Here is a 22,893-nt window from a genome sequence, read left to right as displayed (position 1 = left end):
GCCGGGCATGACAGTGACCGGCTGGATAACTCTCGCGATTCAGCAGAGCGTGTGGGCACGCTCCTCGGCGCGGCGCCGCCGTAAACCGATTCCGCAAACGCTGAGCCCGCAGCGCCCGATTCGGAACGCGCCGGCGGCGGGAGCAAGTTCGAAGTATCGCGCACGTCCTCTGATCCTCTGATCCTCTGATCGATGATCGTTCCAGTGGGCATGCTCCCGCCGGAGTCCAGTACGTCAGTACCTGCGGTCACACCCACTCGACCCCGGACCGCCCGATTACCACGGAAAGACATACACAGACGGTCATCAAAGCGGGTCCCACAGTTCGCGAAGCACAGATCTCAGATCTCCCCGTCCCAAACATCGAAACACTCGCGGGCATCAGGAGTTGGAATGCCATGCCCGAGCCCCCGTGCCTTCATTTCCTCGTTCACGAAATAGAACCGTGCTTTCTCACTCGGAGTCAGGCGATCACACCGGCGATGCAACGAACGGTACTCATTGAAGAGATCGCCGCGCGCCATTCGGTAAACCGACAGCGGCACCGGCTCACCCCGCATCTGATCACGTCCTCGGACTTCATGATCTGCCGCCCGGTGCCCGTCGCGATTTGTCATTGGGCATGCCGCCTTCGGTCAGCTTCGCTCATGCCACCCCACGTTCCATACAACTCACCCGCACCGAGGGCGTACTCGCGGCACTGACCGAGCACAGGACAGGTCTGACATATCCGCCGCGCCAGCAGTTCCCGGCGGGATCGGGCATCGCCACGCTCGCCTTCCGGCGAAAAGAACACCGCCGCTTCGACCCCACCGCACGCGGCGTACTTCTGCCAACAACTTGGGTCAGCGGCAATCTCTTTCCCGGACTGCGCCGAGTGCACTGCGGATATCACTGCGAATTCCTCTCTCACCCCAGGACCCCGGATCGCTGAAACCAGATCCGAAGCCAGGAGACGTATCTCAAAACTTCTCTCTTACAACGCCACTGACAGGCAATCAGGCGACTTCCTACGGGTTCATGCCAATATCAGAATGTGGCATGGCCGCCAAGTGACGCCGTGAAGACCGCCGGCCGCGGCAACGGGTGAAGGTGGTAGTAGCTGCCGAGGTTGATCGCTTCCTCTTCGGTCAGGCGTCCTCGACGGAAAAGACCAGCCAGGTGCAGGTGATCAACGAGATGATTCATAGCGGGATCCTCGTCGGCATTGGGTGCAATCAGAGGCAATCAACACGAAACAGGCTGCAACGCAGCACCTTCTCCCCATACTCCGGCCAGGATGTATGGCCGGCCGGAGATAGAGCGTCCACTGCGGACAGCGTTGCCGCATTCGACATCACAGCTACGTCCAGCCCCGGCCAACAATGACCGAATTCGATCCGTCGTCACAGTTGGTATCGGCCTGACCGACCTGACTGCAAACCGCAGGTCGATCCGATTCGGGCACCCACCCCCTGGTAGGTAATCGGACGCTGAATGCGCGACAGATCGCCATCACATGCCATGCCGTCACCGCAGCACCCGCGGTCGAGCACCCACCGGCCGCCGCCTCCCGGGACCAGACGGACCTTCGGAACGCCGAGGCGGGCCGACTGTCCGGCATTGGCGTAACGCATAAGCAAAGCGAGCACGAGGAAAGAGAGGACAAGGGTGAGGACAATGGAACCCACGGCGGAGCTTCCTTTCCGAGACCACGAAAGAACCAAGTTCACTCAGAATCGTTCACCGAACCGGCCGAGGGAAGAATCCTCCCCAGATCTTCGCGATATCCATACAGCCGAGGTGCCAACCGCGGCTCGGTAACCCTCGCCGGTCACATCATCCGCGTGTGTAGGTCGCCTCTGCTGCACGACGGGGCTTCTGCCCCGAGTGGTCAGTCACCGCGATACATCATCCGCAAGACAGCAAAATCCGTCATCAGTGTCACCGCCGGTCGAGGGTATCGATTGGCAGCGCATACATCATCGAGCGCATCGGCGAACCCCTCGACAACTCCTCCTCCCGATCAACTGCCGACTCTAGATCGGGAAGTGACATCGCTCCGACTTCGAGCACCAGTTCCGTCACGATCACGTCGCGTTCACGACGCACGCGTTCCATCAATGCAATGGTCGTGTCGTCCGCGCCGCGAAGTGTGGCCGTGGGTGGGTGTGGTCCGAAATTGCAGCACAACCCTGCCGATCGGATATGTGGTTGGGCGCGCAGTTACCAGTTCCGCGTATGTCGACGGTGTATAGATGTCGTCTCGCGCGGCTCGCGCTACGACGGTCAGTTTCGCCTCGCGTGTCGAGGCGAAAAAATGGAGGAACCTCATGGGACCCCCTGTCGGAATTGGCTCACGTCATACAAGAGGATCGCGAGGTCTATGTCTCCAGCTGTAGGCGTTCGCGACCGAATTCGGCCGGATTGCACGCACTTCTGACGCGCTTCAGCTCATTTTGACGCCGTTCGACTCACAGGCCACAACAATGTTCTGGTGGGCTGTGAGTGGTTCGAGAGGCTGACTCGATCAGTGATGGGACAAAGTCGCGATCTGCGACGCCAAGAGGATCTATCGGCGTCATCGAATAGGCTGGTGACAGTTTCAGAGCCACAGTTCACGAGGGAAGGGCAAGTCCCACAGCGTGGCGTACATTCGATGAGGCGACGCAGCCGCAGCTCGAGCGCCTAGCGCGAGAACGCCATGGACCATCGAGCAATGATGAACGGGTTACCTGACCAGTAACTGCCAAAGGATCCACGCGATGACCCGCGACGATTCTGCCCTGATCGCTCAGCTCGATGTCCTCAACCCTCCTCGGTGTTCGTCGAATTGATCCGCGCCGGCCTGCAAGCGTTGATCGACACCAAAGCCAGTCGACGTCGGGTGTCAGCACCGAATGACCTCGGCTGCTTGAGTGCCGATCAAGTTGCGGCCAAAGTGCCCACACTGGTCACAGCCAACAAGCTTGCCTGCCTGTAACCTCGCTGCGACACGCGCAGTGGTCTCTCCAAAAGGTGTCGAGGCAACGAAATCCGGTCACTGTCTACTGCACCCGCACCTGATATTCGTGATCAACACATTTGAGGGCTGCACGCAGTGTGTCTGCGGTCTGGGTGAGTCGCTCGACGGCATTGTCGCGATCGAGACCTTGGCAGGCGCGGAGACGCCGGCCCGGCCGAGAGTTTTTCAACGAGCCAGATCCCTGGCAACCCGAGAGCGCGTGTTGGCTGACAGCCTTACCCGAAAGGACCGCGCGAGTCCCCTCAGAAATCCGATTGGGCCACCCGGGTTGTGCCCCATTTTCTTTAATCGGATTTGGGCACACGGTCCGCCCCAATGCAGCCATCGGTGGTCGCGCGCTTCTCTGTCTTGATGCGGCCTACGAGTACGTTTCCCGCGCGGCTTGTCGGCGGCTCGTCGGGGCCGGGATCGCTGTGCGGAAGATGCGCACGATGAGGGTTGCATGTTCGCCCGTGTGGAGTGCCGTGAGTTTTGTCAGCTCGTCCGCCAGTGCGGCGAGATCGTGGGCGCGGGTCGGCGCGAGGGTACGAAGGTGGTCTGCGTTGGTGGCGTAGAGAGACACGGGTGTGAGGGGGTGTACGGAGTAACCGAGCGATTGAACCCTTATCCAGAACTCTTCGGCAAGTGCTCCGCTGCGGATGTACTCCGCTGAGGAAGTACCCTGCTGAGTGATGACGGCGACGGCGTCACTAGAGTTCAGGCGCGTGCGGGTCTCTGCGCGGAGCGCTTGCCCGGCATCCCAGTTGTTCAACTGTTCCATGACGTCTGGGCGCCGGAGGAGCTCAAGGGCCGCGAGTTCTGCCGTGGGGGTGCCCAGACTGGAGACCTCGATACCACGGGTGAGGTCATGTGAGTGCGGCCAGCGTAGCTCGGAGATCATCTCTCGGTGCAGAGCGTTGGTGAGGAATCGGATGCGGTCTGTGGCACTGATGTTCTCGGCCAACCGTGCGATCGTATCCCGGTCCTGGATCAGATGTACTCCTGCCGTCGTGGAGGACAGACTCGCCGCTAGATGTGCGACGTCCGTCAGATCGCACCGGTTCGGGTCGGTATCGGGCATACCGCGATGTGTGCGTCGATCGAGCATTCCGGGGAGTTGGTGGGTGAGCGAGATGTCGGTGCCAACAGTGAACGTGATTCGCGCGGAGGTCACCGGGCCGTCGCCGGTGATCACGGTGTCGCCGAGGATATGTCGGTGCGCAGCGGCGACCCGGGCGTTGTGCAATGCGGCGCCGAGAGCGACGAAACTTCCGCGGTACTCGATGTCCACACTCGACGAGCGGGTTGTGTCGATACGGAGGGTGAGGGCAGTGTCGTCCGTGTGAATGATCCAGGGTTGTGCGTTACCCCCGGACGGCGCGCGTGTAGCGGCAAAGGCGACGGCTTGCGTATCTGAGAGTGAGTCGTACTGTGCCCGTAGATCTATCGGGCACGACCCGCCCCCCGTTCCTGAGGTGATCGAGTCTTGGGGAATGCGCGGGTCGCTCAGTTGGTCGAGGTGCTCACCGATATCGATGCGCACTCTCCCTGACGGGAGGGCCTCCCCGAGACCGAACCGGCGGATCGCGGCGACCACCGAGGCCCCACCGAGCAAAACATCTCCGCCCAGTTGAGGCCAGGTGGCCAAGGTGGCGCCCACTTCCAGGATCGAGGCGGCCATGCGGACTGAAATCTCACGCCCTTCCAGGATTCGTAGGCCGAAGGGAATTTTTTCCCTTACGCTCAGCCCGGATACGGTGGCAGCGTCGAGATGCCCGACAAGGCCGTGAAAGAGTGGCCTGGCGGGTTCGAGGTCGAATCGTTCGACGTCGAGGAGACCGCGGTCGCTGGTTTCCATGATGACAGGAATGCCACGCTGCCGGGCCCGGTCGCGAACGAGTACCTTCACGTCGAAGGAATCGCACTCCTCGATTACCAGGTCCAGTCCTTCGAGGAAGTCGTCGATGGTGGCTTCGTCGACGCCTTCTGTCCAGGCATCGACAGGGAGATACGGGTCCAGTTCGGCGATTCGTTGTTGAGCGAGTGTTGCCTTGTTGACTCCGAGGTCGAAGACCGTGGCCGAGAGACGGTTGAGGTTAGACAGGTCGAGGTCGTCGAAGTCCGCCAGACGCATATAGCCGACGACGCCTTCGAGAGCGAGGGCATGCGCGATAGCACTGCCGACGCTGAGCCCGACGATCCCGACCCGAAGCCGCGAGAGAATGAGTTGTTCCTCGTTGGTGATCTTGTTGCGGTTGCGATCCAGACGCAGACGGCAGAACCCGCCGGGTCCGAGAAGATGCACCAGGGTGCGGCGCCACGGGTAGTGAATCCAGCGAGAGGATTCCGCGACGTCGTCGGCATCCGACTCTTCGTTGAGAGTGAGCAGCGAATGCTGCTGGTCGGCAAGCGTATCGAGAATCATGGCTCCGGACGTGCGCAGTTCGGTCACACGGCGCATCTGCGCCGCGTCGGCTTCGTCGAAGATTTCCGCACGCCGTTGCGTTGTCTCGTTCATTGCCGAGACCTGGTCTGTGCCGGTGAAGTCCTGCATCACGATCCCTTCCGCTTCTCAGTTGTGCGGCGGGCCTTGATCACTCGTCCGTCACCTATATCCAAGCACTTCGTGTGTGAGGCGTTGCTCACCAGGGTGCGCGGTGGGGCAGATGTGTGTGTCGGGAAGCCCTAGCCGAGGCGTCGGCGGACAATCAGCGGGCGAGTGCCCGACTGGGCGGTACTCGCGAAGTTCCGGCTGCAGCTGGCCGATCCGGATTTTCTAGAAGGGGAATGTGATGACGGCGATCACCGAATACACGCTCGGCAGCTTCGATGCGAATTACGCAGCTGTCGAGGTGCCCGACACCGATGGTGTCCGGTTGGTTCTCTCCAATCCTGCAGCGGATGAAAATCTCTGGGAAGAATATTTGTGCGGCGCGTGGGAAGCCTACGAGAGGTACGGAGCACAAGCGGCCTTGGATGTACCGGCGGTGAGAGACGGCATTTCGACTTCCTTGTTCTACGCCCTCGTCGACGACGGGGCGGTCGTGGGCGGGGTACGCGCGCAGGGACCCTACGTCTGCGCTTCTCAATCACATGCTGTGGTCGAATGGGCGGGCAACAGGGGTCTCGACGCTGTACGTGAGGCGATCGCTACCCGAATCCCCGACGGGGTGGTGGAGATGAAGTCGGCGTGGGTGTCTCCGAAGTCCCCGCATGCCGGGAAATTGTCTGCTGCGCTGGCGAGAGTGGCACTGCCGACGATGGAGCGTCTGCAATCTCGCTTCGTGATGGCAACGGCCGCTGACCACGTACTAAGTAGGTGGGAATCATCCGGGGGCCGGGTCGATACACAGATACCGGCGGCCGCGTATCCCGACGGGCGTTATCGCACGCGCATGATGTGGTGGGATCGTCGATCATTGCGCGCGGACGCAGATCCTGCCCTGTGGCCACTCATGCGGGCCGAGCACCAAACACTGAGCCCGAGCACGGTGAAACACAATCAACGAGCAGTCGACACGTATCTCGCAGCGGCGCAGGGGCTTCGCTAGTGAACGGGGTCGACCGCTGATGTCCCGATCTCGAACAACGCGGGCCGGCTGACATCGCTGGGTTGCCCATGCACCAAGTTCACCCTCATCCTCGGAAGCTGTTGACACCGAACCGTATTGCGTCCCCCTGCCTTGGCGGCGTACATGAGGGCATCCACACGGTGGGTCAAGACATCCGTCAACTCCCCCAACGACATCTCCGGCGAAGCAGGGTGATCGTCGAGTTCACAGTAAATCGCCCCGATACTAACCGTCACGTCGCACGACTCGGCTACCGACGCTCGGATCCGTTCGGCGAGAGCCTCGACTCCATTCAAGTCCGAGGCGGCGAAGAAAGCGACAAATTCTTCGCCGCCGGACCTGGCGACCAGCACTCCCGAGCCCACCGCTCGCGCGATGGCCGCAACAACGCTGCGAAGCGTCTGGTCCCCCGCGCTGTGACCGAACAGATCATTGATCTGCTTGAAATGATCGACATCGATCATCAGAAAACCCATCTGCCCCGTGCTGGCGGGATAGCTGCGGTGATACCGCTCGATACGATCGAGAAACCCTCGACGATTGGGCAGACTCGTCAACGGATCGGTGTGGGCCAGCTCCCGGTACCGCGCTTGAGTGAACACGAGCGAGCGACGCAAGGCTCCGATCATGAACACCGGCAACCAAATTACCGTCACAGATACAGTGCAGCTGACCAGAGCAGCAGCAAACCCGTGAGCCACGGTGACCGCTACCGCACAGGCGAGTGCTATCGCGACGATCGTGTGCCCGACGATGACCCGTCTACTCGACGCCATCGCCGCGATAGCCGGTATCGCTGAGAGCAGAGTGACGATTCCCCGGGCTGCCAGCGGATCTGTGACCAGATAAGCGGATGCAGCGATGCCGACCATCCCGATCAAACCCACGATGGAAAACATTCGGTCCGACAAACGACCTACGGTCAGTGTCAGAAGAAAGATTCCCAACGTACTCACCCAGATAGCGGCAAAACACGGGCCTGTCCCCGGTCGAATGAAAGCAGGCGACAACAATGCGATCGCCGGCAGTGGGACGGCCCCGCCCGTGCTCAAGAGCACAGCCAATGACCGAGCATCCGTTCTCTCACGAAAACTCGCATATCTCGCATACAGCCCGTCTGGCCTCACTCCGCCCACGATAGCGGAAAAAACCGTAAAGTATGTTCCGTACTGCCGGGTAGACAATTTCCAGCGCTGGCGCTAATCGGAGCGATTTCGGGCAAATCAGCAGGAAAAAGCTTATCGTTTCGTCTCACATTTCCGTTACACTTCGAATTTCCCTATTCAGCACATACTTCGTTACCTCGGTCTCACTAGACGCGGACCATTCGCGCTCGACCACTTCGGTGAGTGTCCGATCCATTATCGGACGAGGCGCCTTCGCAGAATCGCTCCATCTCGGCGCCCCTGGATTACATTCGCTGCCGACGTCTCGGTCCCGCCACGTCGACAGCGACGCCAGGCAAAGAAGAATAGGTTTTTAGCTTTCGATTGCTGGCACCAACACCTAGAACCTGTAAACGGAACCCAGCTGCCCTCTCCCACATTCGGCCACTCAACTAACCACCCCCTCCTCCTTCTCGCCGCCGGTTTCATCGCTGCGCCCCGCACCTCCGTAGATCGGGATATTCCCGGCTGCGCACTCGCTAGGTCAGGGACCGAAAGCTGGGCGGACCCTCGGGATGCCTTCTACACACTGAGTAGGAAAGTTCTGGATAACCCTAGGTAGCGCTCTCACCTACCTCGCTGAGGTCTACGCCTCGACGCCCTCGTCACCGAACTCCGCGACTTCCCCATCCCGATGTCAACTGGTGAAGGCTCGCGCGAACGTCTACCCCCTAACGGGCGAACGCCAACTGGAATGTCGATCCGATGGGCGTATTCGTCGCTCTGGTCACTCGTAGCCTCACTGCCAGCCCATTTCCTTGGGGCTCTACATCGCCTGCAAGGCGAGGTTTTTGCCTGCCCGGCAGGCAAGCCGGAACCGAGGTTCTGACGAGAGCCTCCGTACCGGCTGCTCGTTCACCTCTGTCACATACTGAGCGAACTAGCTCAGCCGCCTCAAGGTGCTACTCGAGCTCGCCGATAAGGGAGTGAAGCTTGCCGGCGAGCCGGACGCCCCGAGCCGGCAAAGGGGAACGGGCCTCAAGTAGGGGCGGTAGGCAGAGAAATGCTGTGACCCGCCCCCGGCGCCACACTCTCGGGGTTGGGTCGAGAATCTGGCGGCGTCCGACCCTACTGCGGGCAGTGAGCGATCGCACTGCAAACACGCCGTGTCTTCTCCGACGATCGAGCGCGGCATAGCCGAACGCATCCTGGAGAGCGGCCTCTGCGGTCTCCGAAAACATGTTCCCCAGTCAGGAGCAGATACTCGTCCCTACCCACTTCAGACCGTCCACCCTTCAGCGTCGGGCAACCCGTCTATAGCAGTACGTTTCGGTCAATCAGCGCCCGCAGTGATCTCTGGAAGTTTCTCTGCGCGGCGCAAATGTTCCGCCATGTCGACGACCAGCCCTGTGGACGACTCGGAAAGGCCGGCCACTGCAGCCAAGAGTTGCCGCAACGACCCCTGTTCGAGACAGTCGATGACAACCGACGGTTCCGCCCCCTCACTGTCGACCGGCAGATAAAAATACTTGTCATCGACGCCGAAGAAATTTGCAAGCACAGCGACCACATCCGGAGAAGGGTTCGTCCGCATACTTCGACGTAACTGAGACAGATAAGGGCGGGAGAGGCGAGAGCCACTCGCGGCGAGACCGTCCGCCACCATAGCTTGCGTGACCGGACGACCGAATCGCGGCGAATTCTCGAACAACATATTCAACCGATCAGCGAACATACGATCCTCACGTCGCAAACCTACAGTATCGATTTCAGAACGATGGTCACATGTCGCCGCCGGTAAGAGGAGCGCTCGGACTCAGCAGCTCGTATCCTTCGCGCGCATGCAGCGGTTCCCTCGCCGCTATCGCGGTTAACCCTGCCGTTTTCTGCTTCCGTCTCCCGTGCGCCCCTGTTAAGCAATGGTGAAAATAGGGACACATTGCAGCACAACCCCATTACCGCCAATAGTTCGCTGCGTGCCGACAAAACTGACACATTGTCGCAGGCTCGGCACAGAAATTTCCAGCGGCAGCCCTGGCCGAAGCATTGAAAGTCGCCCACATCAACCAGGACGACAACGAAACTGTAGCCGGTCTGTCGCTGCTGTCGACCCTCGACATTATCACCGCAGACGCCCACGTCTTCCTCGTTCCCGCCCCTCGGCCTGCTCCTGCGCATTGCGCGGCATCTCGACGCCGCCGCAGCATTCTTGGGTGGCGCGAACCTCTCCGACGGACTCGAAAAATCCAACCGCCACTTCGCCCACATCCTCGCCCAGGACGCCAACGGAATCCGCATTCTCACACAATGGCGCATTCAACGAAAAATGTATCTGCTTGCAGCCCAAAGTGTTCAAAATGACATGGTTGATATCCACGGCGATCCCTGGAGAATGCAAACAAGCGAAAGCATCCAGCGTGGTCGAGGAGTTAAGGATGCGTCAGCGAGTTCTCGGGAATACCGTCCAGGTACTGGCACCGCGGACTCGATCGGTCGAGATACGTTAGATCCAGTCTTCCGGTGATGCCGCCAGGAGGCGATCCATCATCTCCGCAGAGAATGTATCCGCAGGAACGGAAGGCGCCTTTCGTGGTCGACCGGAATGGTCCGATTCGGGGTACAACGATCGAGAAATTTCACGGACCGCGTGGACGACCAAGGGGGCGAGGCGTTCGAGCTGAACAGATTTGTTGTTGCCGCACAGGGCGATGCTGCCGACGGGTTCTTCGTATCCGCGAACCGCAGCAGCGACGCAGGCCACACCATGAGCTGACTCTTCTCGCTCGAAGGCCACACCGCGGCGCTGGCGGATGCGACTCAGTTCCTGGTGCAAAACATTGATGTCTGTGATGGTGTTTTCCGTACTGCGAGAAAGGACTGAGCCGAAAAGAGCGTCGACGCGTTCGGGGGCGATCCACGCCAGGATCGCTTTTCCGCCGGCGGTGCAGTGGGCGGGGGCATGCCCGCCCACACGCGACGGGATTGCAGCGGCGAAACGTCCGCCGACTTTGTCGAGATAGACGACGTCGGGGCCGTCGAGGACGGTCAGATGCACGACCATACCGGTCTGCTGGTGCAATTCGTGCAGAAACGGTGCGGCCGCTTCACGAAGCGAGCTTCGCCCCTCGCCGTCACCGCCCCGGAGAGCGCGGCGACCGAGGCAGTATCCGAAGGAGGCGTGCTCGACCCATCCGAAGGTGATGAGTTGATCGAGAATGCGGTGGACAGTGGAGCGAGGTAATCGAGTACGGCATGCAACCTGTTCGAGCGTGATCCGAGCTCCTCGGCCGTCAAAGGCGTCGAGAATCAACGTCAGTCGCTCGATCATCGAGGGCGGCAGGTCCTTGCCCGACTTCATCTCTGTCGAGACGCTTGGCGTTGTGCCATTCTGGTCAGCGATGCCCATGGAGCCCCTTCCGAAATTTACTAGAATTCATTCTATCTCCTGTGTCCCCACCCAGTCGGTGGCTCGCTTGCAGAATGCGACGGTAAGCGCAGCAGACACATACATCGCGTCACAGACTTACCGGTGTCATCGGTGCGCGGGATGCGTTGCCTGCCAGTAGGAATGCGCGTTCGAAGAATTGGCCTATGGTCGATTTCGTGAGCACTGTGCCCGTCGTCGGCACCGAACTCGGACGCGACTGCCTTCAATGTAGATGTCCACTGTTTATTACCGTGCTCGAGTTCTACGCCGGTTCACCGCCTAAACTGACCGACCGCCGGGAAAGTTTCGTTGATTGCCGCAGCGGATGCAGGGGCGTTATCGAACAGCCGGTCGGTATCAACATCAGCCGTTGACCGATACCACGATCTCGCCACTTCGCGGGGAGTGATCACCAACGTCTATCCGCGTCGCAACCGCTGCAGAATGGCATCGAGTTACGGGCGTGAGGCTTCGCACCGCCGGCGTGATCGAGATGAACATTCTCGGTCCCCCACCCACCCGCGCCAGCCTGGAACGAGGGCCGAACACTACCCTTCTCCGTTACTTGTCAGGAACGCGGCAATGTACTTGTACTGACGCACGGCAGAATGACGCTCATCTGGTGCAGCAGGCGACTCTGGACGACAAGGCCAGCATCAGGGAGTGCTGCCCGTCGCCTTGATCGGTTTCTGCTGGGCCTCGTTGTGCCTGCTCGACAAATACGGCGGGCTGTTCATGTTTGGAGAACAAGGCACCAGGGCATGGAGGATGTTGACCCGCCGGTTGAGTCCCCCACTCCGTCCCGGCGGGTCTTCGATCTGCGTGTCGGAGTTGTCGCCGGTTCTGACACGCACGGTCCACCGACCGATGTTCACACCTGATGTCGGTGGACCGCCCGAACTTCGCGCTCGTCGCCGACACGGCGGGCGCGTGCCCGCCCACCGAGACTCTGCTCGTGCTCAGTGTCGGTGGGCCCTTGACTACGTCCTTCCTCAATGTTCGCCAGGCACCGACCGGCCTCCTGGCCGGGCCAGGTCGGCGCTTAACGCCACCTCACTACATCTGGTTTCAATTTTGCCTATAATCTATGTCTGATGGTATAGATTCTGTGATCTATTGAGCTTCTCGCACCGCCGGATCTGGTGGCTGGCCGGTGCGCAGAGCGAGAACCTACCGAGAGAATAGGAATCACTGTGATTGTCCTCGGCATCATTCTGGCCCTGATCGGTTACTTCACCGCAATCAGTATTTTGACGACAGTCGGCATCATCTTGGTGGTGGTCGGCGCAATCCTGACACTTCTGGGCACTATGGGTCGCGCTGTGGGCGGTCGAAAAGTTTGGTATTAACACCCTATATATCTCGGCCTAACCCTCGCCTGGGACATCTGGCTTGCGCGGGCACCTAATTTGCTCGACCCATGATGATGCACCACTACCGGGATCGCCTCCTCCTGTAAGAGAGGTACTGGGCACATCCCACCTCCACGTTTGAGGGTGCCTGTCGACAGAGTTCAGTGCAGCTGGGCAACCTGCCGGGAGGCCCCGCGGAGAGTGTTTATCTCCGAATGTCGCATTCACTCTGGAAGGCTTGAAACATGCTGGTACGTCGAATTGCTCGTCCACTGCTTTCCACGATCTTCATCGCCGGGGGAATCGATGCTTTGCGCAACCCTGCTCAGCGAGCAGCCAAAGCGTCACCGCTGATCGACAAATCCGTCGAGACGCTGCCAGGAGCAGTGACGCAGAAGGTGCCTGCTGATCCGGAAACACTCGTCAAGATCAACGCCGCCGTCCAGATCGGCGGCGGTGCCCTGCTGGCCACCGGCAAGGCGCCGCGGCTCGCGTCGTTGGTGCTCGCGGGGAGCCTGGTACCGACCACGCTTGCCGGTCACGACTTCTGGAACGAAACCGATCCGTCACTGCGAGCGATGCAGCGCACAAACTTCATCAAGAACGTCAGTTTGCTCGGCGGACTGATGATCGCCTCCGTCGACACCGAGGGCAAGCCGTCGCTCGGCTGGCGCGGCCGTCGCGCCGCGAAGAAAGCCCAGGCGTCTATCGCCGCAGCACTTCCGTTGGTCGCATCGCAGACCGATCACACGAGCGATCGCGTCGAGCATGCTCTGTCGGTGGCGTCCGAACGCGGTTCCGAACTTGCCGAAACCGCGAAGGCACACGGTACGGATTGGCTCGAACTTGCGAAGGAGCGCAGCTCCGAGTTCGCGGAGATCGCGAGCAAGCGTGCCGCTGAATTCGGAGAGGTCGCCAAAGAACGCGGCCCGGACATCCTCGAAGTCGCGCAGAAGCGCGGCTCCGAACTGGCCGAGACCGCACGTGAGCGCAGCGCCGAACTGGCAGAGCTGGCGAGCAAGCGCAGCTCGGAGTTCGCCGAACTCGCGCTCGAAAAGAGCAACGAGTGGGCCGAAACGGCGTCGGAGCAGACCGAGGTGCTGGGTAAGCGTGCCCGAAAGCGCGCCGAGAAGGCGCTCGAAAAGGCTCGCGCCAAGAAGGACGAATTGACGCACTGAGTGCACCGAAAAACACGGTCACAATCGTTCAGTGACGTTACTACGAGTTTGTTGGCTAGCGTTTTCTGGCTAGATTTCGTAGCCGACGAAAACACGATGGACATGCACTCCCAGAGATAAGTGCTCCGAGCGGATGACACAGCGGGGGCACCCACTGGCTGCGCTCGCGCGAGGCTTTGTTTGAGAGCGCGACTCGGGGGTGCGCCAACGAACACGAAGGTAGAGGCAGGTCATATGGGGACCTGGCTCGCGAAATTGACGGATGATCACGGAATCCACACTGAACAACGACTCACGGCTGCGCCGGCTCGACGCATAGTTAGCTGGAACGCAAGTAGTGGGAGTGCTGTCGTGGATCCAGGGAAACGGGGCATCGCTGACAAACGTCACCGGCAGGCTCCTGACACTCGATCCGGACTGCTACTTCAGCGCTGTTGCCTTTAGGGCACCGCCGACGATGGTCGGGCTTAGATAAAGGTTTCAAGCTGCGATGCGCCGTCCCTGGCGGCTGGCGGCATTCCTTCGGTGGGGCAGATGGGGTCGGCTGTGAGTTGGAGAAATGCGCGTGCTGCAGGGTTGGTGGGGCATGCGGTCCTACTGATCAACGCGAGTTCTCTGCTGGGTTTGCCGGGCAGCAAGGAAAGCTGGTGCATGCCACTTCGGTGTGCGACGGGCTCGGGAACTATCGCCACTCCGAGTCCGTGACTGACTGTCAATGGCCACGAAGTTCTCCCCGTAGGCGGCCAGTAGTTCTCCCCGCTGGTGGCCACGGGTTCTCCCCGGTGGCGGCCAGTTGTTTTTCCCCACCCGCTTTCTGATTTGGGTTAGCTGAAGGGCTTCACCCCCTTGCCGGTGGTGGCTTCGGTGAGGCGGAAGGAGTCGCCGTCGGTGACGACGACGTGCGCATGGTGCAGGAGCCGGTCAACGGTGGCGGTGGCCAATGTTTTGGGCATGATCTCGTCGAAGCCGGAGGGGTGCAGGTTGCTCGAGACGGCAATCGCTCGGCGTTCGTAGGCAGCGTCGACGAGGCGATAGAATCCTTCGGCGGCGTCTTCAGAGACCGGGAGCAGACCGATGTCGTCGACGATGATCAGGTCGGAGCGGATGATCCTCGTCAGGGCTCGGGCGATGGAGTCGTCGGCACGGTGCCGGCGGACCAGGGCACCGAGGTCTTCGATGGTGAACCAAGACACCGCCAGCCCAGCTTCGACTGCGGCCTGCCCGAGTGCCTCGGTGAAGTGAGACTTGCCAGTTCCCGAAGGCCCACAGACGCAGAAACATTCACGCCGCCCGACCCACTCCAGGGTGCGGAGCGCGTCCTGGGTGGCGCGGGGAATCGACGATTTCGTTTCGTCCCAGTCGCCGAAGGTCTTGCCGGTAGGGAAACCCGCGCGTTTGCGGCGAGTGTGCAGGTTCGCCCGGTCCCGGCCGGCGGCTTCCTCAGCGAGGAGAACCCGCACGACTTCGGCGGGGTCCCAGCGTTGGGCTTTCGCGGTCGGGATGATATCGCTCAAGGACCTGCGGATATGGGGCAGTTTCAGGCGTTTAGTCAGGTCGATCGCCTCGGCCAACGGGTCGCCGTTAGCGCTGGTAACAGTGCGCAAAGGGGTGCTCATCAGGCGTCATCGCTTTCATCGTCAGTAGTGGCTGGGCTGGCCGGCGCTGGTGTCTGGCCGAAGGTGGACCAGGCGGCGGTGCCCGGTTGCAGAGTGTGGTTCTCGCTGCGACGGACCGGATCAGCGTGTTCGTGGGTGACTTGGTAGTCGAGGATCGAGATCAGGTCCCGATCGGCGAACCGGCCGGTCATCGCCGCCGTCCCCAACGCTCTGTCGACTGCGTCCGGGGAGTGCAGCTTCGAAAGGTCCACGGCCTCGGCCATCTTCGCCCTGATGCGGCGCGCTCCCGCGGCGGCAGCCTCGACCAGCCAGCTGTTGGCACCCTGGCCCAACTGTAGGAAGGCGAGCTCGGCGGCGGTACGAGGCTTGGGCACCCGGTCGGCGGCGTCGCGGTCTGGGCGGGGTGGGTAGTGGTCGTTGTCGAGGACCGGTGAACCGGGTTGGCCGCGGCGGTGCCGCGCGACTTCGACTGCACCGCCATCATTGTCGACGGCGGTCACGATCAGCTCCTCACCATGGAAGCGGGCCCAGACCCGAGTGTCGATCAACGTGTGCGGCACCGAATACCGCACCCCTTCCACCGAGATCGTCGACTCCCAGTTCACCCGCCGGGTAGTGCCGAACACCGCGGTGAACGGAGATTTCGGCAGCGGATGCAGCCGCTGCAACTCTTCGGCCAGCCGCTCGACCGGCCGCCGCCGAGTAGAGCTGTGGACGCGGGTGTTGACGTCGGTGCAGAACTGCCGGCAAGCCGACTCGAGCTCACCGAAAGAGTGATACTGCTCGCGCAGGTTCACCTCCTTCGGCAACAGGTCGGCTTTGGCGATCCGCACCGTCGCCTCACTTCCTCCCTTCGACTCCGGATCAGCAGGTAAACACGTCCGCAGCGTCGTGCCGTAATGCCGTGCCACCTCCACGATCTCCGGATTGCGGACCGCGATCCCGGCCACGTGATCGATCGTCGCGGTCTTCTCGTTGTCGGTGAGGACATAGACCGGAACCCCGCCCAAGCGGCGGAATGTCGCATCCAAACACGCCGCCACCGTCGGCAATGTCTTGTCCCAGATCGGGATCACCACCCGAAATCGCGACCACGCCAACCATGCGCAGAACAACGTCGTCTTCCGGCCGGAAATCGTTGGCCCGTCACCGAAGTCGTACTGTAACCACAGCCCAGGTTCGGTTACCCACGGCCGATACACTCGCCGCCGACCAGCCCGAAACTGGGCCTTCGCCTCCGCGACCGTCCGGCGCGTGGTCCGCTCACCGCCGGTGAACCCCAGCGCGACGATCCGTTCGTGGATGACATCCGCGCGGACCTTGCCCTGCGAGCGGACCACCAACTCCTCGATCTTCGGCAGAAAGTCGTCGATCGCCCGCGCTCGATGCCGCCGGCGGTCCGGCGGCTGCCCCGCAGCGCGCATCTGCACATACCGGGCCACCGTGTGGTGATCACACCCAGCCAGCTCCGCCGCCGCCCGATAACTACCCGTGAGGTCGTACGCCTCCAAAATTTCCATGATCTCCCTGCTCGATTTCATCCACCCAGCGTTGCCGGGACCGAATCTGACTCACAGCAGGTGGGGAACTATCTGGCCGTACGCGGGGAGAAACCATGGCCACAAAATGCGCCATAAATGGCCGCCAGTGGGGAGCTTACGATGGCCGTCGACAACTGACGAGAGCGAGGGCGAGATCCATCTCGCTGGTACGAAAGGCGACATTACGATTGATCCCGGCGGCGAAAAAAAGTTCCGAGACAACAGTTTCCAATCCCAGGCCTGCCTTGAAGTCGACAAACGAATACTCGTGCAATTCCATGATTTCGACCGCACTCCTCGACGCCAGAGGGTGGTCGTCACCCGCCACGAGAACGGGTCGTTCAGCGTAACTTCTCAACGCAAACGAACTCCGGGGGCAGCGCCTTGGAACCCAATGCCACGTACGCAAGATCGAGCTGACCGTTTCCCACACCTGTGAGTAGGTCCGACGAAGGCGCTTCGGTGAGGGTGACCTCCACACGCGGATATCGTCGATGGAACTGTGCGAGGACCGCGGGCACGTCCACCACTGTCAGTGTTTGCACGAGACCGAGGGTGAAACTCCCTGCGACACAGTCGGACAAAGCTTTCAAGGAATTCTGTGCATCGGTGATCTCTCGCAAAATACTGGATGCGTGTTCATGCAGGACACGCCCGGCGGCTGTCAAAAGGACGCTACGGGTGGTGCGTTCGAACAGCACACATCCGAGGTCGTTCTCCAGTGCTCGAATCGAGGCACTGAGCCCTGACTGTGACACATGGAGGATCTCGGCCGCGCGGGTGAAGTGTCCGAGTTCGGCGACCGCCACGAAGTGGGCGAGCTTTCGAGAATCCATTCAGCGATATTACTTCTCAATCTAACCGAAGTAAGTTGTTGGACAGCATAGTGTGTGCCAAATCAAGATAGGCCCATGAAAAGCCGCGAACCACGCAGATATTTCCCTTCTCGCGCAGCGCGATCTGCACAGGGCCGGATGGATCCGAAACTGGTGGTGGTCCTTACATATATGTATCCAATGTAACGGAAGTCCATGTCGCGCCGATAGCTTAAATATTGCTAGGAAGGTAGTGGGCACGACGAGTTGCATGGTTACATGCGCGTGAGGTTGCCGCAGTCTTCGTAGCCGTGTCCGCTCCGAAGCCGAGGTGAAAACTCATGCCTGCAAGTCGTCGCCGCCGTGCCGCGGCTCTCGCGGCGTACCTGGCGCAATTTGCCAGTGTCGCCGGCGCGAAAGAGAGACTGAATGATTGCATGTATGCAGGGCTTTCCCACGATGAACTTCTCCAGCACCATCAGGACTACCTGCAAGCGTTAATCTGGGCGCAAGCCGCTACCTTCTCCGACGAAGACATCCGCGCCCTCGATGCGATGAGCCGGCGATACACATTTCATTCTTCGTAGGTTTGGGCCAGACCGCGCTGGGCTGATTGCGGGCGAGTATCTGAACAATTCGCGCACCGACCCTTTCCTGAAGATCCAAACTACGTTCAATACGCCTCGTTCAGAAAATCAACGGTGCAAAAGGGGTCCGCTGCAGCCACCAGCAGCCTGCGGTGGCTGTCGGGGGAGCCCGGCGTAATGTCGGCGACGTCGCCCCGGCTCCTACGCGGGGAGGCAGTGCACCTTCCACACGAGAGGGGAACAGAATCTCGGAGATCAACGCGCCCACACCGGCCACAGGGCACTTCTGCACGCGGTGCCGACACTGCGGAGAACTCGTCTATCGAGGAGACTGGATCGCACCCCGGGAGCGTCACGAGATGCAACGGCACCACCTAGAGCTGTGCTCGGCGCGGCTACGGGGCGCCGACGAGGATGTGAGCAGCGGCCATGGACCGTCGGGCACCGTGCTGACGATCGTGCGGGCGCCGCAACCGTCCCTCGTGCTGCAATCGGGTGAGTCTCGCCTAGGGGCGCCATCGAAGGCCCCTGACGAGAAGACCTGCTCCGCGAACGAGCGCAGAAGAAACCTGGGCGCCGAAATCGGTGCGAACCAGATAGGCAACGCCTTGGTGATCGGCGTTGCGGCGAAGGATCCCCCTGTTTCGTCGAGTTCCTCGATTCCGGGCGCAGGAGGAGTGCTCGGGTTTCAGTGAGCGGGTTTCTCTGATGTTTATGACAGCTTGAGTCGAGACCACCGTGACGGCCAGACCCAGAACCATCTGCGGTTCGCGGGACCGATTGGAAGAATGACGGTTACTGACGATAGATACTGAAGTGGCGTCTCGATGCCATGGTCAGAAGCCGACCTTCAGATGGCCAGACAACGGTTGGCCGGCTCACTTCTTCACTATGGGCGAATCGACCACCAGGTGGAACTGGCACAAATCGCTTCAGTGTCAAAAAATGCGGCCGATCTCGAATCTGAACTGTAACGACGCTTCGGCTTCACGCCCGACGAATGCGACTGGGTGACTTCACAACCCGTAGTCCGGCTCACGCGAATCGGGAACCAGTTTTTCTGGTCGCAGGGCGGTCGACTTACGGTCGTCTCGGCTGGCTTCTGGCGTGTTCGAACCGTGCAGTTCGCCGCAGAAGCCCACCCGGCCCGCCGAGGGAGCCGGCACTCTTCTCGGCGGGCCACTCACCACCAGGTCTATTCTCTACTGCGGTCCTCGACTCGCAATGCAGCCTTTTCAGGAAGCGCAGGCCAGAACACGGCAAGTGGCCCGCTAGCCCGATCAATAGTGCGGGCATTGCCGAAGCAGCCGCAATGGGTCGACGAACCATATATTTGCGTGATTAGACTGTTCGATGTACATACAAGTGCAAATTTGTGAATTACGCTTCTTTCACCTATCACCGGAGGAGCGTATGAAACAAAGTTGTCAGACTCGCCAGCGGATCGGATCAATTCTGGTGGCGGTGGGAATTGCAGCAGGAACAGGCCTTGCAGTAAACCCACCCGCCAATGCCGGACCGCTCGTCACAATCTACCCAAATTACGGAAATCAGCATTGTGGGCCAGGCGGATGGGTGCGGGCAGTCCAAGTGTCAGCTTTCCCTGGAACGACGAATGTCTACAGAGATCAGAATTGGGCCCCCGTGCGTGCAAATAGTGGTCAGAATTCGCGAATTGTGGCCAACGTGTGGTGTGCATACTGGTGGAACAAGAGCGGCAACACTTTCAAAGTAGTTCAGAACACGGCGTATGTCGTCGCCAACAAGTCGTACTACTTCTGAGGTATCAAGCACGAGAGCGTGGAGTCAGCGTTGTAGTGAGACTCCACGCTCTCTTCACATGATTGGGATCGGTCCGGCCGGAACTTTCGCATAACCCCTGAAGGCACGTCAAAAGTCATATGGTTACGGAGGTCTATGTCCCCGGCATGAGGGGCCGGGTGCAAATGGGTGAGCGAAAGAGTTTTTCTGCGAGCATGCGAGTGTGATGCGCGCAGGTCACCGCCGGTCAAAGTCGGAAGACCAGAAGGCAAACAAAGAGAAGGCTTTCCAGACGGAGCGAAGCGGAGTTCATTTCGGGGGACACCGAAGGTGGCCGGTCGCCGGGCAGGCGTTGCCCTCCGCCGACCGCATGGTCTTCGGTTCGGTACGACGTCTGGGGGGTGAAGGCGACGTAGCGTGGCGTCATGTCAGATATCACGATTTACACTGTCGGGCACTCGACGCACCCGATCGACGAGTTCGTCGATCTCTTGGAGACGTACGGGATCAGGAAGTTGATCGACGTGCGTACCATCGCCAAGTCCCGGCACAATCCGCAGTTCGGTGAGGCTGCTTTGGCGGCGAGCGTGCGTGCGCGCAGGATCACGTACCGCCGTATGACGGCATTGGGCGGTTTGCGTCATGTACGCAAGGACAGCATCAACGGTGCCTGGCGGAACGCGTCGTTCCAGGGGTACGCGGACTACATGCAGACAGAAGAGTTTGCCGATGCGATCGACCTGCTCGTGGAGCGAGGGCACAACAGCGATGCAGCGATCATGTGCGCGGAAGCTGTGCCGTGGCGATGCCATCGTTCGATGATCGGCGATGCGCTCGTGGTGCGCGGTGTCGTCGTGCTCGACATCATGACCAAGAAGTCGGCACCGCCGCATACGCTCACCTCGTTCGCGCACGTTGACGGGACGCGTGTGAGTTACCCGGCCTCGCCGGAAACGTCGCCTTAAGCGCACTGCGCTGAGCCGGCGCGGTAGTGACACGCGTCTTGTGGAGACGAAGTGAGTCGAGGAGTTTCCGCAGACCCAGAAACCCGACTGCTCAACCGCCTTGTTCGTGGTGATCACGCGCGCGATCCGACAATCCTTGCGCAGTCACTACCACGCGGTCCCTCGCTTCACAGCGATCCTTGTTCGCAGGAGGTTCGTTGTAGACCGCTGAGAGGTTGGAACGGTACTACGTTGCCGCACAGCCGGTTTCAAAGCTCGCCGACGCTTCGTCGGAGCCGTGACCACCCGACCACAGGTGGGTCAACACCCCTGTCAGCAATGCGGAAGACGCCGTGTGCACAATGGATGAATGCCACGTTCAAGTCCCATTTCCGCTTGGAAGTCTCTTCGCGAGGGTAACGAGCGATTCGTCAACGGCGCGTCCATCCACCCCAGCCAGGGAATCGTCGACCGCGCGAAACTCGTCGATGGGCAGCACCCCACAGCGGTGCTGTTCGGTTGCGGTGATTCGCGCGTAGCCGCCGAGATCATCTTCGACCAGGGTCTCGGCGACATGTTCGTCGTCCGCACCGCAGGTCACGTGCTCGACGATTCGGTGCTCGGTTCCATCGAATACGCCATAGAGGTGCTCGACGTGCCGCTCATCGTCGTCCTCGGCCACGACAGTTGCGGCGCAGTGAAAGCCACTCTCGATGCCTTGGACAAGAACGCGGTGCCCGACGGTTTCATTCGTAGTGTGATCGAGCGCGTCGCCCCCTCGATCCTGATGGGCCGTCGCGAGGGCTTGTCCACGGTCGACGAACTCGAAGGTCGTCATGTGGTGGAAACAGGGTCGTTGATCATGCAGAGGTCGCGCATCATCGCGGAGAAAGTGGACAGAGGTGCCTGCGCGATCGTCGGCGTCACCTACACGTTGTCCGACGGGCACATGCGTCTTCGAGGCGCGGTGGGAGACATCGGAGAAACCGCGCCAATTACTGGGAGACTCGACGCCCCGCTGCCCGCTCACTGAGGAACCTGTCAGCCGGCCTACCTGCGCGGCTTCGAGCCTTCCACCCGGATTTCGGTGATTTTCCGGTAAGACGACGACTTCGAACCCATCCGATAACGACCTCATTTCTATGTTTGCCTCGACTCCGGAGATGGGAAACATGCCGGAACCATTGGCTGAGTTGCTCAGGGACATCCGAGGGTGTCCGCTCTGCGCGGACCACCTGCCGTGCGGACCGCGTCCCGTACTGCAAGCAGGCCCATCGGCTCGGTTGCGTGTCATCGGCCAGTCTCCGGGCCGCAAAGTTCATACGACGGGTGTTCCCTGGGATGATCCTTCAGGTGACCGCCTGCGCACTTGGCTCGGTCTGACGCCCCCACAGTTCTACACCCGGGCAAGGTAGCCGTCATGTCGATGGGCTTTTGCTATCCAGGCAAAGCCAGGTCGGACGATAAACCACCGAAATCCGAGTGCGTATCCCACTGGCATGGGACACTGAGCAATAATTTGCTCGACGTCCGACTCACGGTGTTGGTCGGTCAGTATGCACAGGCACATTATCTACGGGGTCGGCGCAAGCCGACGCTGACCGAGACCGTCAAAGCAGCGAAGGATTACTTGCCGTTGGGGCACCTCCCCCTTCCGCATCCTTCTCCGCGCAACCAGCCGTGGCTTGCCAAGAACCTGTGGTTCGAGGAGGACGTGTTGCCGATCGTCCAGACTGCAGTTCGCTCGCTCGCGCTGTGAAATATCTCTTTGCCTCCACGTAGAGGTTCAGCGCGAAGCGTGAACCTCTACGTGTTCGACGTTGTCAGTTGACCGTCCACCTCATCGAACCGGTACCGGACGGGGCTCGCGGCCGCTGCGCTCTCCCCGTTCACACGCCGCGTCGGCGCTACACACTCTAACGCCTTACACGCCGCCCCTGGATGCGTCGCGAACTGCCATTCCATCTGAGAGCATGCCCAGGCCACGCAGCGGGGTGGCCGTGCCTCATCC

General features: G+C 60.8%; 24 protein-coding genes and 1 pseudogene. 10 read left to right on the top strand and 15 right to left on the bottom strand.

Annotated elements, in window-relative coordinates:
* Positions 1 to 341: 341 nt before the first annotated feature.
* From M0639_RS32110 to M0639_RS32085, 6 genes are all read right to left on the bottom strand, one after another.
* The gene (locus M0639_RS32110; protein ID WP_064074837.1) at positions 342 to 617 is read right to left on the bottom strand and encodes a hypothetical protein; all 276 of its coding nucleotides are present in this window, start codon (positions 615 to 617) and stop codon (positions 342 to 344) included.
* Positions 614 to 856, bottom strand: coding sequence for a WhiB family transcriptional regulator (locus M0639_RS32105; protein ID WP_231915184.1), 243 nt, complete (start codon positions 854 to 856; stop codon positions 614 to 616). Before M0639_RS32105 ends, M0639_RS32110 begins: the two co-directional genes overlap by 4 nt.
* A gap of 173 nt (positions 857 to 1,029) precedes the next feature.
* Positions 1,030 to 1,188 (bottom strand): hypothetical protein, encoded by a 159-nt coding sequence (locus tag M0639_RS32100; RefSeq protein ID WP_156525056.1) that lies wholly within the window; start codon positions 1,186 to 1,188, stop codon positions 1,030 to 1,032.
* 197 nt (positions 1,189 to 1,385) lie between these two features.
* Positions 1,386 to 1,670, bottom strand: a complete 285-nt coding sequence (locus M0639_RS32095; protein ID WP_064074835.1) for a hypothetical protein — start codon at positions 1,668 to 1,670, stop codon at positions 1,386 to 1,388.
* A 253-nt stretch (positions 1,671 to 1,923) separates the two neighbouring features.
* Complete coding sequence (locus M0639_RS32090) at positions 1,924 to 2,100, bottom strand: hypothetical protein (protein WP_156525055.1); 177 nt, start codon at positions 2,098 to 2,100, stop codon at positions 1,924 to 1,926.
* 1,262 nt (positions 2,101 to 3,362) lie between these two features.
* On the bottom strand, positions 3,363 to 5,501 hold the full coding sequence (locus M0639_RS32085) for an Rv1355c family protein (protein WP_064074877.1): 2,139 nt from the start codon (positions 5,499 to 5,501) through the stop codon (positions 3,363 to 3,365).
* Between the two features lie 274 nt (positions 5,502 to 5,775).
* On the opposite strand from M0639_RS32085, the gene M0639_RS32080 reads away from it, so the two are divergent.
* Positions 5,776 to 6,534 (top strand): hypothetical protein, encoded by a 759-nt coding sequence (locus M0639_RS32080; protein ID WP_064074834.1) that lies wholly within the window; start codon positions 5,776 to 5,778, stop codon positions 6,532 to 6,534.
* On the opposite strand, the gene M0639_RS32075 is transcribed toward M0639_RS32080, so the two are convergent.
* The 4 genes from M0639_RS32075 to M0639_RS32060 form a co-directional block, all read right to left on the bottom strand.
* Entirely contained in the window at positions 6,531 to 7,511 is a 981-nt protein-coding gene (locus M0639_RS32075; protein ID WP_064074833.1) for a GGDEF domain-containing protein, read from the bottom strand. The genes M0639_RS32080 and M0639_RS32075 overlap by 4 nt on opposite strands.
* Before the next feature lie 1,483 nt (positions 7,512 to 8,994).
* Positions 8,995 to 9,396: a transcriptional regulator gene (locus M0639_RS32070; protein ID WP_054801491.1), complete on the bottom strand. Its 402-nt coding sequence runs from the start codon at positions 9,394 to 9,396 to the stop codon at positions 8,995 to 8,997.
* A gap of 387 nt (positions 9,397 to 9,783) precedes the next feature.
* Entirely contained in the window at positions 9,784 to 10,038 is a 255-nt protein-coding gene (locus tag M0639_RS32065) for a hypothetical protein (protein ID WP_064074832.1), read from the bottom strand.
* Between the two features lie 126 nt (positions 10,039 to 10,164).
* Complete coding sequence (locus M0639_RS32060; protein ID WP_064074831.1) at positions 10,165 to 11,067, bottom strand: IclR family transcriptional regulator; 903 nt, start codon at positions 11,065 to 11,067, stop codon at positions 10,165 to 10,167.
* A 197-nt stretch (positions 11,068 to 11,264) separates the two neighbouring features.
* Here M0639_RS32060 and M0639_RS32055 point away from each other — a divergent pair, with 197 nt between their 5' ends.
* From M0639_RS32055 to M0639_RS32045, 3 genes are all read left to right on the top strand, one after another.
* Positions 11,265 to 11,462, top strand: a complete 198-nt coding sequence (locus tag M0639_RS32055) for a hypothetical protein (RefSeq protein ID WP_156525054.1) — start codon at positions 11,265 to 11,267, stop codon at positions 11,460 to 11,462.
* 819 nt (positions 11,463 to 12,281) lie between these two features.
* Positions 12,282 to 12,437 carry a DUF6131 family protein gene (locus M0639_RS32050; RefSeq protein WP_087503832.1) on the top strand — a complete coding sequence of 52 codons (156 nt, stop codon included), beginning with the start codon at positions 12,282 to 12,284 and terminating at the stop codon, positions 12,435 to 12,437.
* Between the two features lie 248 nt (positions 12,438 to 12,685).
* Positions 12,686 to 13,618, top strand: a complete 933-nt coding sequence (locus M0639_RS32045) for a DoxX family protein (protein WP_003944048.1) — start codon at positions 12,686 to 12,688, stop codon at positions 13,616 to 13,618.
* A 467-nt stretch (positions 13,619 to 14,085) separates the two neighbouring features.
* Here M0639_RS32045 and M0639_RS35290 read toward each other — a convergent pair whose 3' ends face one another.
* The 5 genes from M0639_RS35290 to M0639_RS32025 form a co-directional block, all read right to left on the bottom strand.
* Entirely contained in the window at positions 14,086 to 14,271 is a 186-nt protein-coding gene (locus M0639_RS35290; protein WP_248671252.1) for a hypothetical protein, read from the bottom strand.
* Positions 14,272 to 14,442: 171 nt separating this feature from the next.
* On the bottom strand, positions 14,443 to 15,234 hold the full coding sequence (gene istB, locus M0639_RS32035) for an IS21-like element IS1415 family helper ATPase IstB (protein WP_003944771.1): 792 nt from the start codon (positions 15,232 to 15,234) through the stop codon (positions 14,443 to 14,445).
* Positions 15,234 to 16,775, bottom strand: a complete 1,542-nt coding sequence (istA, locus tag M0639_RS32030) for an IS21-like element IS1415 family transposase (protein ID WP_030538069.1) — start codon at positions 16,773 to 16,775, stop codon at positions 15,234 to 15,236. The genes istB and istA overlap by 1 nt, the downstream gene beginning before the upstream one ends.
* A gap of 115 nt (positions 16,776 to 16,890) precedes the next feature.
* A complete protein-coding gene (locus tag M0639_RS35285) occupies positions 16,891 to 17,103 on the bottom strand; it encodes a LysR family transcriptional regulator substrate-binding protein (RefSeq protein WP_064073789.1) in 213 nt (70 codons plus the stop codon).
* A 13-nt stretch (positions 17,104 to 17,116) separates the two neighbouring features.
* Positions 17,117 to 17,611 (bottom strand): LysR family transcriptional regulator, encoded by a 495-nt coding sequence (locus M0639_RS32025; RefSeq protein WP_021344384.1) that lies wholly within the window; start codon positions 17,609 to 17,611, stop codon positions 17,117 to 17,119.
* A 320-nt stretch (positions 17,612 to 17,931) separates the two neighbouring features.
* Between M0639_RS32025 and M0639_RS32020 the strand changes: the two genes are divergently transcribed.
* The 6 genes and pseudogenes from M0639_RS32020 (at position 17,932) to M0639_RS31995 (ending at position 22,641) form a co-directional block, all read left to right on the top strand.
* A complete protein-coding gene (locus M0639_RS32020) occupies positions 17,932 to 18,177 on the top strand; it encodes a hypothetical protein (RefSeq protein WP_021344385.1) in 246 nt (81 codons plus the stop codon).
* Between the two features lie 359 nt (positions 18,178 to 18,536).
* Positions 18,537 to 18,872: a hypothetical protein gene (locus M0639_RS32015; RefSeq protein ID WP_021344386.1), complete on the top strand. Its 336-nt coding sequence runs from the start codon at positions 18,537 to 18,539 to the stop codon at positions 18,870 to 18,872.
* 949 nt (positions 18,873 to 19,821) lie between these two features.
* Entirely contained in the window at positions 19,822 to 19,959 is a 138-nt protein-coding gene (locus M0639_RS32010) for a hypothetical protein (RefSeq protein ID WP_248671247.1), read from the top strand.
* Between the two features lie 404 nt (positions 19,960 to 20,363).
* Positions 20,364 to 20,903: a DUF488 domain-containing protein gene (locus M0639_RS32005; protein ID WP_054801246.1), complete on the top strand. Its 540-nt coding sequence runs from the start codon at positions 20,364 to 20,366 to the stop codon at positions 20,901 to 20,903.
* 349 nt (positions 20,904 to 21,252) lie between these two features.
* Positions 21,253 to 21,915, top strand: a complete 663-nt coding sequence (locus M0639_RS32000) for a carbonic anhydrase (protein WP_064073788.1) — start codon at positions 21,253 to 21,255, stop codon at positions 21,913 to 21,915.
* Between the two features lie 139 nt (positions 21,916 to 22,054).
* Positions 22,055 to 22,641 (top strand): annotated as a pseudogene (locus tag M0639_RS31995) (uracil-DNA glycosylase family protein).
* Positions 22,642 to 22,893: the final 252 nt, after the last annotated feature.

This window comes from Rhodococcus qingshengii JCM 15477 (assembly GCF_023221595.1).
Taxonomy (GTDB): Bacteria; Actinomycetota; Actinomycetes; order Mycobacteriales; family Mycobacteriaceae; genus Rhodococcus_F; species Rhodococcus_F qingshengii.
Note: the sequence above shows the minus strand (reverse complement) of the source record. Positions and strands in the feature narration are given on the sequence as shown.